The organism is Wenzhouxiangella sp. XN79A, assembly GCF_012272825.1.
Taxonomy (GTDB): domain Bacteria; phylum Pseudomonadota; class Gammaproteobacteria; order Xanthomonadales; family Wenzhouxiangellaceae.
The window spans coordinates 52,318-65,906 of record NZ_JAAWWS010000132.1 but is presented as its reverse complement, the minus strand read 5'-3'; the positions used below and the strand labels follow the sequence as shown (position 1 = coordinate 65,906).

Below are 13,589 nucleotides of genomic sequence, written 5' to 3'. Positions count from 1 at the left end.
TCCAGCAGCGCCTGGCTGTAGAAGCGCGACTGCCAGAAGTGGCCGGTGACGTTGTCTTCGGCGTTGGCTTGCCGGGCGATGGGCTCGTTCAGGCATTTCATGAACCAGGACAGGCTGCCCAGGCGATTTCGGTACTCCGCCAGATGCTTCCGGGCGACTTTTTCCTGAGCTTCGGTCAGCGACTGCCCGTTCGCGAAGGCGCGAACGACCGCCGGGCCTCTGAACAGGCGGGTCCAGCGACGCGCCAGTTCGAGATCGTCCCAGGCCATGGCGCGCTCTGGATCGACGTGCAGGACCAGGTGGTAGTGGTTGGAGAGAATCGCATAGGCGCAGACGTCGACCGCAAAGACCTCGGACAGCAAGGCAAGGCGGTCCTTGATCTCCTGCTTTCGACCGGAATAGTCCCGGCCGGTCAAGGGATCGAGGCCGCAGAGAAACTGCCGCCGCACGCAGCGTGAAACCACGTGATAGAACGGCGTCATTTCGGTCGAGACCAGTCGTTTTCGCGCTTGCGGCATGAGTCCGGCGTGGGAAAGCGAAGGGCCAGCGTAACCCGCGATCAACATCGAAGAAATCGGAAAACGACTCGATTTTCGGTAGGTGGGCTTCCTACAACGTGCCTGTCCACAGATCCCGGTCCACAGATCCCGTCGCTCCGCGCCGGACTGGCGGTGCTCGTCGGTCTCTGGGTCGCCATCCAGCTGCTGGCGCTGGCCACCGGCAGAGCGCCGACGCTGCATCCGGCCTGGCAGGCGCCGGGCGGGAGCTACGTGCTCGGCTTCCTGCTGGCCATGCTGCTCGGCACGGCCCTGTTCGAAGAGAGCTTCTTTCGCGGATTCCTGCTGCCGCAGCTCTACCTGCGGCTGGGGGTCATCGCATCGGAACGAATGCGCCTGGCGGCGGCCGTGGTGATCTCGGCCCTCGTGTTCTCGCCGTGGCACCTGCCGACGCTGTTGATCAACCAGGATCTCGAGCCCACCGCCCTGTTCGCTCAACTGGTGAACCTGTTCGGCGCCGGCGTGCTGCTGGCGGTGCTCTACCTGCGCACCGGCAACCTCTGGGTGACCATGGCGGTACACGCGCTGGTCAATGCACCGACCCTGCTGCTGGCCTCGCCCGTCTCGGGTTCGATGCTGGCCGGCACGCTGGGCGTCGCGCTGATCATCGCCTGGCCGCGCTTCATCGGCCGCCCGCTCGCCATGCCGCTGCTGCGCTTCGAGGCTCTGGACTGAGCGAACGGCACCGTCGCTCGAGCGCGGTCGATCGAAGGGTTCGACTACTCGAACCCGTCGTTGAAGATCGCCAAGGCACCCACCTGGCCACAGTCCAGTGGCGCGAAGGGCGTGCCGTTGATGATCGAGGCGTACAGAGCCTGCAGCGTATAGAAGCCGCAGCGTCGGTTCCTGTCGATGTCCGTGATCCCCCAGTACTCCTCGTTGAAAGTGCCATCGGGATAGGGACCGCCGCCGGGCGCGACGCCCCCGACATCGTGTTGATCCGGGTTGCCGGCCTTCCACCATTCGTCGGCCCACTCGAAGAACAGGCCGCCGAGCACGCCCCGCTGATTGCCCATTGCATCTTCGAAAACGATGTTGTCGAAGATCTCCCGGGTCAGCGCCACCACGGCGTCGCTCTGGCTTTCCGGGTCATAGCCGATCGCCGATCCCGAACCGTCGAGGTTGGCGTTGTAGGCATCCGCGCCGTATTCACCGATGAACATGGGGCGACCGGAGATCCCGTGCCATTGGTCGAACAGATCGCCGAAGGAAATACCCCGGTAGACATTCACCCCCCAGACATCGATGTGGTTCAGCTGCTCCACCATGCCGCTCGAGGGCAGTTCGCCGTAGATCGTTGCGACCGGCGTATTCGGATCCAGGCTCTTGATGCGCTGTGCAACCTCGTTGACGCGCGCGGCGGAGGCCGCCAGATCGAGCCCGATGTACAGGCCGTTGTAGTTCCATTCGTTGCCGACGGACCACATCAGGATGGCCGGATGCCCGCCAACGGCATTGACCACGGAATCGACGCTCGACACCGGCGCCCCGCCCCAGTTGTAGGCCGAATTGATGACCTTGATGCCTGCGGCGTGCAGCTTGTCGAGCACCACCGTGTCGACGATCGGCTCGTAGGTCCGAACCGTGTTGATCCCCAGCTCCTCCATCAGCGGAATGTCGATGTCGGCAAAGCCCGAGAAGTCGAGATCGCTGGGGTGCACGCCGCCCCGGGGCACGGGGTTCCAGGCCACGCCGCGGATCTCATAGGGTTCGTTGTCGACCCGCAGGATGCGGCCGTCGATTTCGATCGGTCCGGGATTGCCCGGCCCGCCCGGATCCTGCGTCGAGCAGGTCTCTCCGTACCAGCCTTCCCGGCAGACGCACTGATACGTGGGCAGGACGGGCAGGGACGCACCGAGGTAGCGCGCCGAGCAGGCGCCGTTGTCGCCGCAGTCCACGGTCGCGCAAGCCGCATCGAGGCGGTCGTGCCAGGGGGCGTAGGCAGGATTCTGGTTCACCGTCAGGTCGGGCCGGACGCTGCAGTCCGAGGCCGGCATGGCGGGCTGGCCCGTACAGGCGCCGCCGCCCCACATCGCGTCGGAGAAATCACCGCTGGTGTAGAAGCGCCGATCGTGATTCGAGTAGATCGTCCCGCTGCAGCTTCGGCCCTGAACGTCGAGGTGTAGCCGTTCGATGCCCCAGCGATTGCTGACGGTGAGGTCACCGAAATCGATGACCCAGTCCGGAGCGAAGTCCTGGCCCGACGCCAGGGTCAGCACGTAGCGGTAGCGATCGCCGGAAATGACGGGCACGGAATAGCCCTGCTTGCGATCCGTGATCGCCAGGTGCGGCACGGTCTGCTGAGCCAGTTGATTGCCTGTCTGCCGATCGAACACGGTCATCACCAAGTCGCCGCCCGCGTGGTTGCGCGTGAAGACCTTCAGCGCGGTCAAGGGAGCGGCGCAGAGAATGCCGTTGTCGTAGCGCCCGCCCAGGCCGATCGCACCGGAGGCCGCGCAGTTCTCCTCCGGAAGGTCCAGCAGGTAGTTGAAATTGCCGCCGACCACGGCGTTGAATTCGGGGGGGAAGATGTCGAAGACCGCGCCGTTCGCCTTGGCTTCGATGTTCTCCGGCGAAAGCGTGAAGATGCCCCCGTTGTTGGTCTCGCCATTGTTGATGTCGAAATCGACCCAGGTACTGCGCCCATTGCTCCAGGTCACGTCGTGCAGGACGTACTGGGGCATGCACAGGTAGCCGGTGACGCCGACGTCACAGTGGTGGTTCGCGCGCAGCCCGTAGTTCTCGAAGGTCGTGTCTTCGATGATGAAGGCGCCCATCGCGTCGGGCAGATCGGCACTGCCGCCCTCGTAATGGGAGTCGCTGATGTGCGCGGAGCAGCCGTCCTGGAAGGTCTTGGTCTCTTTCCAGTAGATCGAATTCAGGTTGTCGATCGTGACGTGGTTCCGGTACTGGATGTCGCCTGCGGCGTACTGGCCGACGAAGGCGTTGCCGTAGTCGAAGTGGTTGGTGATCACCGACGGCAGTCCGGCATCTTCGCCGAAGGCATCGTAGGCCGCGCAGTCGTCGTCGCCGTTCGTGGTGCCATTGTTGGCCACCGACTGCCCCGTGTCGCGCAGCGGGAAGTTGCCGTTGAGCAGGTAGGTGCCGAAGCGGCCGTTCGAGTGGAAGGTGTTGCCCTCCCAGAAGCCGATCGGCACATTGCCGCCGCACACCTGGCCCGCGACGGCCGCCCGGCCGTTGCCGGCATTGTTGAACATGCCGTTGAAGAAGTTGACCATCCGGTTTCCGACCAGCAGGTTGTTCGGGCTTTCCATGTACAGGCCCGTCTGGTTCAGGGAGGTATCGGCCTGGCCGTTCGACGTCCCGGGCAGCGTGCAGCCGTTGTCGCCGCGCGGGCAGATGCCCACGTTGTAGGCCACCGTGTTGAGCATCTCGTTGCCGTCTTCGATGTACAGGTTGGCGCCGCGCACGTCGTAGAAGACGTTGGCTTCGATCTGCGCATGGTGGGTCGAATGGAGGATCAATCCACGCTGCTGGGAGAACTCCATCGCGTTGTTGCGATAGATGCACCGCGACTCCGTGCCCGGCGCGCCGTTGGAACAATCGGACATGTGATGGAAGTGCAGGCAGTACTTGCCCTCGACGCCGCGCTGGCCGCACTTCTCGATGCGCGCGTTGGCGACTTCCGAAAAGCCCGCATGCGCCGAGGCGGCGTGCAGCCCCATGGTGCAGGAGCTTCGGTCGGAGGTGCACATGCAGCCTTCCGTCGATGTCCCGAAGCCGGGCCAGCTTTCCTCCAGCGTCGAGTCGCAGGCGATCTCTTCGAAATCATCGCCGGTAACGATGACATTCCGGCTGAGGTTGATCACTTCCGCGGCTCTGAGGGACGCCTCCGTTCCCGCGGGCCAGCTGCGCTCGGCCCGGTGCGTCGATGTGCCGTTGCTCGGGCGATCCAGCGTGACCGTGCCATCCGGCTGCATGCCGGCAATGAAGAACGCCTGGGCGTTGTCGTCCATGCCGCTTTCCGTCGGTGCCACGGCGATGCGGTCGCCGACCTGCCAGCCCATCGCGATCGGGTCATGGATCAGCCGGATCGAACTGGAGTTCGGCTGCAAGGGCTCGGCCAGCAACGACCAGGTCCGGTCCAGCTCGCGGCCGACGACGCGCAAATACGGATGCGTGCCATGCCCCGTGCGGTGGCCATGCTCGACGAAGCTCCCGAAGGCCCGCGTGCGCAGGCCATGGTGCGTGGCGCCGTTGTTCATGATGTAGATCCAGGCGCGCTTGAACGCATCCTGCAGGTTCATCTCCCAGGTGCCGCCAGCTTCGACCACCACGTAGCCCGCACACAGCCAGGCGTCGCTGGCCGTCTGCGTCAGGTCGGACCATTCGACGGTGCCGCCGTCCCGGACGACCAGGGAGCGGACCTTCAGCGCGCCGTCCATGTTCAGCGTGACGTTGCCGCCGATGACGCAGTCCGTGGTTTCGCCACAGCGCTGCTGGACCTCGGCGGCACTGACGACGGTCGGTGTCGGCTCCGTCACCAGGATCGTGCCGGTCGAGTTCTGGTAGCCCGTGTCCTGACAGGAAAACAGCAGGCCGACCGGCGCCAGTGCCGGGTCGTCCACTGCCGCGTAGGAATTCGCGATCAGATCCTGGAACTGACTCACATACAGGTCCGAGTCGCCCTGCTGGAATGCGTGGACCAGAGAAGGAGCGCTGAACAGGATCAGCAGGATCTGCGGGAGTAGACCAACAGGACGCATCGAAGGAACCCTGGGCAACGGTTGACCCCTTGATCGGCGACCTGGCGGAACTCGGTCGACCACCCCCCGATGGCCTTCGACGGCCGGGCCGACATGCAGGGATCAGCGCCCTGAACAATGAAGAACCCGGCGGGACCGGCGAAGCTCGAATCGCTTCGCTCGACCCGTCCTGAAGACGTTAGCACAGGAAATCGTTGGGAAAACGCAGCGAATCGTGATGCTCTTGGCAATTCTGCTGGAGATCTTCCGGCTTGCGCACATTGGCGTGTGGTTTCGGCTGGCATGACCGACCGATACCTTGCCGGACGTCACGACTGCAAGGCTGTACCGTAGGCCTCGGCACGACCGACAGAACCAACCGATGCGATCGGCATCATGGATTCATGCCTCGAACCTGCGACCGGACGGAACACCGATGAGCCCCCTGATCCCCCACACGGAACCCCTGCACGAGTGCCGGCTCGTTGCGCGCTACGACCGGTTCGTCGCCGACGTCGAATTCGAAGACGGCCGCATCGAGAAATCGCACTGCGTCAACCCGGGACGCATGGAGGGGCTGGTCCGGCCCGGCGCGCGGGCCTGGGTGTCGGCGGCACCGGAAGGCAGCACGCGCAAGTTGCGATGGACCCTCGAGTTGCTCGAACTGGACGGCCGCTACGTCGGCGCCAATACGCAGGCGCCCAACCGCATCGCGGAGGCGCTGATCCGGGCGCGATTGGTGCCGGGGCTGAAGCGCTGGCGGTCGCTGGAGCGAGAAGTGCGCTACGGGGAGAACTCGCGCATCGATCTTCTTCTCCGTGGCGCGACGGACCACCTGGTCGAAGTCAAGAACTGCCACCTGGTCTATCCCGATCGACGGGCCTATTTTCCCGATTCCGTCAGTGCCCGCGCGACCAAGCACCTGCACGAGCTCGTGCAGGAGGTCGACGCCGGCCGGCGCGCGACCGTGCTGTTCGTGCTCCAGCGCACCGACGGTTTGGCCCTGCGGCCCAGCCGGGTCCACGATCCGGATTTCGCCGATGCCGCCCGCGCGGCGGCCGACGCCGGCGTTCGCTTCCGCGCGGTCCGGATCGACCCGGGCCCGGAAGGCTTCCGCTTCGCCGGCACGCTTCCCGTCGACCTCAGCGACTACGATCCCGCCGGTCCCGCGACCTTCCGTTCCGAACTCGATGCGTGGTCCGGATGGAAGCGACGGGGGCCGGTCAGACGGGCCGTTTAGCGACCGGCCTTTCCAGCCGATGGTTCTGAATGGGGGCTGACCATTGTCTGTTGGCTTCGGGACTTCGGGCAGACGTACGGAGATTCCGGATTCGCCTCTGCGGCGCCCCGGAATGACGTGAAGGAGATGCGCCCCAGAATCCGGATTTCGCTCCACGATCGACCACCCCGAACGCGGTCAATGAACCGCCTCTGCTACGAATTGGTGCTGCGAATGGGTGTCCGCTTTGTTCGCCAGTCGAACGGCCCCTGGCGCCGGCAGGAAAACACCCCCGACGCGCTCCTGCTCCCGCGAAGATCACGGTGTTCATGTTTCCATTGCCCGGTCCTGACGAGAAACGAGCCATGGCACACGTACTGGTGATCGGTGGAAGCAGCGGGATCGGGCTGGAAACGGTCAAGCGCGCGCTGGACAAGGGGCATCGGGTACGGGCCTTTGCCCGCTCGGCATCCGGCATCGTGCTGGACGACTCGAAGCTCGAAAAATTCGACGGGGATGCGCTCGATGCCTCGTCCGTGAAACGCGCACTCGACGGCGTCGATGCGGTGGTCGTGGCGCTAGGCATCAAGCTCGGCCCCGGCACGGTGCTGGGCGGCACGGACCTGTTCTCCAAAGCCACGGATATTCTCCTGCCGGCGATGGAAGCCAGCGGCGTCGACCGCCTCCTGGTGGTTACCGGATACGGTGCCGGCGACAGCGGCAAGGCCATGAACCCCATCAACCGGCTGGGCTTCAACGCGGTCTTTGCGCGGATCTACGCCGACAAGTCGAAGCAGGAGACGATGATCAAGGCAAGCTCGATGAAGTGGACCATCGCGCGGCCCGTGGTGTTGACCGGCGGGTCCTCGGTCGACTACACGGTTCGAACCGAACCGGAAGACTTCCGCATGGGCATCATCTCGAGAGCCAGCGTGGCCGATTTCCTCGTCTCGAGCATCGAGGAGTCGAGCTACCTCCACGAGGCACCAGTGCTCAACTGACAAAGGGGTCGAGTATGACTCCGCGTCAGGAATCAATTGGACAGGCACAGTCCAAGGAATCTGGTCGGAGTACAGCACGTTGCCGGTCACCGTGACCAGGTCGAGATCGGCGCTGTCGCTGCTCGCGGTCGAGGCGAAGGTGTTTCCTTGTTCGGTGTCGTCGTTCTGTGCGAATGCGCCTGGCGCGCCGGCCAGCAGGGTGGAGCATGCAGCTGCCAGGAGCAACGCGTTCGCCCGACCGCATCCACGAAGGACGAGGGAAGGCCACCGGGGTTGGATTGGTATGCTGTCCCCGGAACCCATGAACCGCGGAAGACCGTGTCGCGAACGTCCGATCCGTCCAACGTCGATGCGTCCCGGCAGGAGATCACGCGCTTGCTCGAGCAGTGGGGCCGGGGCGATCGCGCGGCCGGGAATGCGCTGCTGCCGCTGGTCTACGACCAACTCCACCGGCTGGCGAAACGCCTCACGGGGGTGCCCGCCGCCACCGGTCTCCAGCCCACGGAACTGATCGCCGAAGCCTGGCTCAAGCTCGATCGCGGTGCGCTCGACGCGGCGCATCGTCGGCATTTCTTCGCGCTGTCGGCGCGGGTCATGCGCCAGGTCCTGGTCGACCAGGCGCGGCGCCGGGCGGCCGCCAAGCGCGGCGGTGACTGGCAGCAGGTCACGCTGCACACCCGCGACCTGGCCGGCGGCGCTGAGCCGGTCGACCTGCTGGCGCTGGACGAGGGGCTCGAGGCGTTGGCCCGCCTGAACCCGCGCGCCGCCGAAGCGGTCGATCTGCACTATTTCGGCGATCTCGACAGCGGCGAAATCGCCGAGCACCTGCAGGTGTCCGAGCGCACGGTGCAGCGCGACCTCCGGGTCGGTCGGGCCTGGCTGAAGCAGCGCCTGGCCGATGGATGAGGTGCGCGAGCAACGGCTGCTGCGCCTGTTCGACGGGGCGCTGGACGTCCCTGCCGACGAGCGGGACGCCTGGATACGTCGGGCCTGCGCCGACGACGCCGAGCTGCTCGAGCGGCTCCGTGGCCTGCTGGCGGCCGACGCCGACGACCTCGACCCGCTGCACAGGGCCGTACGGGAAAGCGCCGCGGCCTTCGAGCGCGAACGGGCGGGCGCCGGTCGTCGGCTGGGCGCCTGGCGACTGATCGAGGAAATCGGCAGCGGCGGCATGGGCACGGTGTTCCTGGCCGAGCGCGCCGACGACGAGTACCGCCAGCGCGCCGCGGTCAAGCTGATCCGCGGCTTTCCCGACCCGGACCGACTCGAGCGACTGCGGACCGAACGCCAGATCCTGGCCGAGCTTCGCCACCCCGCCATCTGCACGCTGCTCGACGGCGGCACGACCGCCGACGGCGAGCCGTGGCTGGCCATGGAGCACATCGACGGCGTGCCGATCGACGCCTGGTGTGCCGAGCGCGGCCTGTCGCAGATGCAGCGCATCGACTTGCTCCTTCGCGTGATCCGCGCGGTGGAGTTTGCCCACGAACACCTGGTCATCCACCGCGATATCAAACCCGCCAACGTGCTGGTCACCCGCAGCGGCGAGCCGAAGCTGCTCGACTTCGGTATCGCGCGGCTGACCGAGCCCGGCGCGGCCGACGACGGGCAGACGCGCACGCGCTACTACACGCCGGACTACTCGAGCCCCGAACAGGTCGAGGGCCGCGCGATCTCGACGCGCAGCGACGTCTTCAGTCTCGGCCGCTTGATCGAGACCGTACTGACCGCCGGCGACCGGCCGCTGGCCCGCGAGCCCGCCGCGATCGTCGACCGCGCGACCGCCGAACGACCGGCCGATCGCTACGCCGGTGCCGACGCGCTGGCCGCCGACCTGGAGCGCTGGCGCGACGGGCGCCCGGTCGAGGCCTTGCGCGGGCGGGCGATCTACCGGGCCTGGCGCTTCGTCACGCATCACCGCGCCGGCGTCGCCGTGACCGGCCTGGTCCTGCTGCTGTCGGCGGTCATGCTCTGGTGGATCGTCGTCGAGTCGGAACGCGCCCGCCTCGAGGCCGCGCGGGCCGAACAGACCCTGTCCTTTCTGACCGAACTGCTGGAGTCGGCGCGTCCGGAGTCGACCGGCGGCGACGAGGTGACGGTCATCGAGGTGCTCGAGCGCGGTGGAGCGCAGCTTGCCGTCACTCGGGCCGAGCCGGCGCTGCAGGCGAGTTTCGCAAGCACCCTGGCCAGCGTCTGGCTGGCGCTGGATCGTTATTCACGGGCCGTCGAGCTCTACGCCACCGCCGTTGCCGCGGCCGAGCGGGCCGGCGATCCCGACGCCGCGCTGCAGGCGCGCGGCAAGATGCTGGTGGCCGGCGCACGGGCCGGTACGCTCGACGAACTCGCCGGGGACGCCGCGCTGGTGCGCGCCGCGGCCGAGGATCGTCCCGATCTCGATCCCGCGCTGCGCGCCGAGCTGCTCAACGACTGGGCCGTCTGGGCGGCCGAGGCGGGCCGGGCCGACGAGGCGCGCCGCGTGCTGCTCGACGTCATCGATGTCCGCGAACGGCTGGGCACCCCCCTCGACCTGGCCGCCTCGGAGTTGAACCTCGCGATCGTCGAGAACGAGCGGGGCGACGCGACCGCTGCGCTGGTCCTGGCCGAGCGATCGCTGGCGCGCAAGCGCGGCCGGCTGTCGTCGGACCATCCCTCGCTGCTGCTGGGCCTGCACAACGTCGCGGTATTCGCCCGTTCGGCCGGCGAGTACGCGCGCGTCGGCGAGGTGCTCGACGAACTGCTGGCACGACGGATCCGGTTGTTCGGCGAAGACAACCCGGTGCTGGCCCGTGACTTCAATGAACGCGCCAACGCCGTCCACGATGCCGGCGACTTCCTACGGGCGATCGAGCTGTACACGCGCGCGCTGGAGCTGGACGCGAAGACCGAGACCCGCCCCGAGCGCTACCTGCTGCTCAACAACCTGGCCGCGGCCCACCAGGACCGGGGCGCACTGGCCCAGGCCGAACCGCCGCTGCGCGAAGCCCTGCGTCTGCGCGAGGCGCGCTTCGGGCCCGACCATCCGGCCAGCCTGCGGGCCCGCCACAACCTGGCCGCGCTGCTGCTCGAGCGCGGGCAGCTCGACGAGGCGTCGGCGCTGGCCGATCGCGCGGCCGAAGCGCGCGGCCGGGTGCTCGGCGGCGACCACGTCGATACCCTGCGAAGTCGCCTCCTCCGGTCCTGGATCGGCTGGGTCGGCCGGCCCGACGACTCCGTCCGGCGCGGCGAGGTGGAGGCGCTGATCCAGGCCGTCCTGGACACGGCCCCGGCGCGCAGTGCCGCCGCGTTCCGCGCCCGCGCGCGGCGGGCCGAGCTGCTTCGCCGCACCGGCGACCACGCCGCGGCGCGCTCCGAGTACCTCGAACTCGCCGAAGACTACCGGCGCGCGCTGGGCGCCGACCATCCACGCGCGGCCATGCTGGCGCTGGAGGTCGCGCGACTCGATCTCATCGAAGGGCGCAGCACGGCCGCCGAGCGCCGGATCGAGCAGGCCGGACCGCGGCTGCGCGCCGCGCTGGCGCCCGAAGCACCGTCGCTCGCGCTGCTGGACTGTCTCGTCGACCGGCCGGCGCTGGACTGCCCGTAGCCGGCCGGCCGTCGTCGCGGGAAATTCATTGTCGCCGGCGCCGCCGGTTTGCGTTTTCTCCGGGTGAGGCCCTACTGAATGGACTGCACCCATGAACACGGATCACGTGCTTGCCGCCAGCGTTGCCGCCGGGGTCGGCGATCGTCCTCTCGTCGCGCCCGAGCGGGTGTCTCCGGCGCGGCTCGCCGCCGCGCTGCTGGCGATGGTGCTGTTGGCCGTCCCCGCCGCGATTCTCGCCCAGGCCTTTCCGCCTGAAATCCAGCTGGGCCTGCTCGATGGCGGCGACGGGGTCATCGTCGAGGGCGTGGCGGCCGAGGACAAGCTTGGCTGGTCGGTCGGCGGCGCAGGCGACTTCAACGGCGACGGCATCGACGACTTCGTGATCGGCGCCGACCGGGCCGATCCGAACGGCCAGTCGTCCGCCGGCACCGTCTATCTGGTCTTCGGCACTGCCGGCGGCCTGCCCGGCTCGTTCTCGCCCGCCGACCTGGACGGCAGCAACGGCTTCGCGCTGGACGGCGTATCGGAATTCGATCGCGCGGGCAGCGCGGTCGCGCTGGACGGTGACGTCAACGGTGACGGCTTCGCCGACCTGGTCATCGGGGCCTACACCGCGGACCCGGACGGTCGCGACGCCGCCGGCAGTGCCTACGTGGTGTTCGGCCGGGCGGGCGCGTGGCCGGCGCGGTTCTCGCTGGCCGACCTGGACGGGAGCAACGGCGTCCGGATCGATGGCGCGCAGTCGCGGGACTTTCTCGGTGACGAGGTCGCTCTGCTCGGCGACATCAACGGCGATGGGTTCGACGACGTCGGCCTGGCCGCGGTCGACGGCGGTGCCAACGGGGCGTGGTCCGGTCGGGGCTATGTGATCTACGGTCGACCGTCGTTTCCGGCGGTGCTGGACCTGCAGACCCTCGATGCCGGTTCCGGCTTCCGGTTCGACGGCGAAGCCGCCGGCGACAACCTCGGCGATGCCATCGCCGGCGCGGGCGACGTCAACGGCGACGGCTTCGACGATTTCGTGGTCGGAGCCAGCTCGGCGTCCGCCGGCGGGCTGGACGACGCGGGCCGGACCTACCTGGTGTTCGGGGCTTCCTCGTTTCCGCTGGATTTCGACCTGTCGGGCCTGAACGGGTCGAACGGCGTGCGCTTCGACGGCGCGGTGGCTCAGGACCGGTCCGGCATTTCGGCCAGCGGGGCCGGCGACGTCAACGACGACGGCTTCGACGACGTGATCATCGGCGCTTTCGTCGCAGACCCGGGCGGCATCTTCCGGGCCGGCACCGCTCACGTCGTGTTCGGGCGCGCGGGCGGGTTTACCTCGCCGATGAGCCTGGCCGGACTCGACGGCAGCAACGGCTTCACGATCGACGGCGAGGCGGACAACGATCGCCTCGGTCGGCGCGTCGGCCGCCTCGGCGACGTCAACGGCGACGGCGTCGACGATCTGCTGGCCGGCGCGATCCGCGGCACCGGCCCGGTGGCCGGCGAGACGGGTCGGAGCTACGTGGTGTTCGGGCGCCGCACGGCGTTCCCGGCGCGCATCGCCGTGGCCGACCTGGACGGCAGCGACGGCCTCGCCCTGATCGGTGAATTCGAGAACGAGGCCAACGGATGGGCGGTCTGGTCGGCCGGCGACGTCGACGACGACGGCGTGGCCGACCTGCTGAGCGGCGCGCCGAACGCCGCGCCGTCCGGCCGGGTCGACGCCGGCCAGGCCTACCTGGTCTACGGCCGCGTCACCGGCACGCCGCTGCTGGACTTCAGCGCTGCGGCCATCGACTTCGGCGCCTGGGAGGTCGGCGCGACCAGCGGCACACAGACCGTCACGCTCTCCAACCCGGGCACCGGCCTGGTGTCGATCGACAGCATCGCGCTGCCGGACCCCTCGTTCTCGGTCGTCGGCGGCAGCTGCGGCCCGCTGCCGATCCGGATCGCGGTCGACGGCGCCTGCACGCTGACGCTGCGCTTCTCGCCGCAGGCCGTGGGTCCGATCGGCGGCCCGCTGCAGCTCATCGGCACGTCAACGACCAGCCCCGACTCGATTTCTCTGGCCGGTGAAGGCCTGCCGGCGCCGGTGGTCGGTTTTTCCGATGCGCCGCTGGATTTCGGGGATGTCGAAGCGGGCCAGCAGGCCATCCGCTCGCTGCTTGTCGAGAATATCGGCATCGGCCCGCTGGAGATCGCCGCGCTGACCCTGGGCGGCGCCCACGCGGCCGACTTCTCGCTGCTGGCCGACGGCTGCACCGGCGCGGCGCTCGACGGCGGCGAGAGCTGTGCGATCGACCTCCGCTACGCACCGACGGCGCCCGGGCTGCGTGAGGCCACGCTGATCGTCGACTCCAACGCCGCCGCCAGCCCGGACCGCCTGATGCTGCGCGGGACCAGCGACGTGGTGTTCTTCAGCGGGTTCGAGGCCGAGATTCGGTGAACGCGACGGTGAACGGGCCAGCCGTCTCGCCCCGGTCCGGCCACTGAACCGGTCGAAGACCCGCTACGCTTCGCCCAACGCGATCCGGCGGA

General features: G+C 68.2%; 7 protein-coding genes and 1 pseudogene. 6 read left to right on the top strand and 2 right to left on the bottom strand.

The window, feature by feature from the left end:
- Positions 1-518: pseudogene (locus HFP89_RS03270) on the bottom strand (hypothetical protein); the annotation flags it as partial.
- A gap of 153 nt (positions 519-671) precedes the next feature.
- Here HFP89_RS03270 and HFP89_RS03265 point away from each other — a divergent pair.
- Positions 672-1,232 (top strand): CPBP family intramembrane glutamic endopeptidase, encoded by a 561-nt coding sequence (locus tag HFP89_RS03265; RefSeq protein WP_168716213.1) that lies wholly within the window; start codon positions 672-674, stop codon positions 1,230-1,232.
- A gap of 44 nt (positions 1,233-1,276) precedes the next feature.
- Here HFP89_RS03265 and HFP89_RS03260 read toward each other — a convergent pair whose 3' ends face one another.
- Entirely contained in the window at positions 1,277-5,284 is a 4,008-nt protein-coding gene (locus HFP89_RS03260) for a glycoside hydrolase family 2 TIM barrel-domain containing protein (RefSeq protein ID WP_168716212.1), read from the bottom strand.
- Positions 5,285-5,699: 415 nt separating this feature from the next.
- Between HFP89_RS03260 and sfsA the strand changes: the two genes are divergently transcribed.
- The 5 genes from sfsA (at position 5,700) to HFP89_RS03235 (ending at position 13,497) form a co-directional block, all read left to right on the top strand.
- Entirely contained in the window at positions 5,700-6,503 is an 804-nt protein-coding gene (gene sfsA / locus HFP89_RS03255) for a DNA/RNA nuclease SfsA (protein WP_206212202.1), read from the top strand.
- 344 nt (positions 6,504-6,847) lie between these two features.
- Positions 6,848-7,483, top strand: a complete 636-nt coding sequence (locus tag HFP89_RS03250) for an NAD(P)-binding oxidoreductase (RefSeq protein ID WP_168716210.1) — start codon at positions 6,848-6,850, stop codon at positions 7,481-7,483.
- A 318-nt stretch (positions 7,484-7,801) separates the two neighbouring features.
- Positions 7,802-8,389 (top strand): ECF-type sigma factor, encoded by a 588-nt coding sequence (locus HFP89_RS03245; protein WP_168716209.1) that lies wholly within the window; start codon positions 7,802-7,804, stop codon positions 8,387-8,389.
- The gene (locus tag HFP89_RS03240; protein WP_168716208.1) at positions 8,382-11,066 is read left to right on the top strand and encodes a serine/threonine-protein kinase; all 2,685 of its coding nucleotides are present in this window, start codon (positions 8,382-8,384) and stop codon (positions 11,064-11,066) included. The genes HFP89_RS03245 and HFP89_RS03240 overlap by 8 nt, the downstream gene beginning before the upstream one ends.
- A 91-nt stretch (positions 11,067-11,157) precedes the next feature.
- Positions 11,158-13,497, top strand: coding sequence for a choice-of-anchor D domain-containing protein (locus HFP89_RS03235; RefSeq protein WP_168716207.1), 2,340 nt, complete (start codon positions 11,158-11,160; stop codon positions 13,495-13,497).
- Positions 13,498-13,589 lie beyond the last annotated feature (92 nt).

Coding starts and splice junctions, on each gene's coding strand:
- HFP89_RS03250 (WP_168716210.1), top strand. CDS start 6,848: ATGGCACACGTACTGGTGATCGGTGGAAGCAGCGGGATCGGGCTGGAA.
- HFP89_RS03235 (WP_168716207.1), top strand. CDS start 11,158: ATGAACACGGATCACGTGCTTGCCGCCAGCGTTGCCGCCGGGGTCGGC.
- HFP89_RS03260 (WP_168716212.1), bottom strand. CDS start 5,284: ATGCGTCCTGTTGGTCTACTCCCGCAGATCCTGCTGATCCTGTTCAGC.
- HFP89_RS03240 (WP_168716208.1), top strand. CDS start 8,382: ATGGATGAGGTGCGCGAGCAACGGCTGCTGCGCCTGTTCGACGGGGCG.
- sfsA (WP_206212202.1), top strand. CDS start 5,700: ATGAGCCCCCTGATCCCCCACACGGAACCCCTGCACGAGTGCCGGCTC.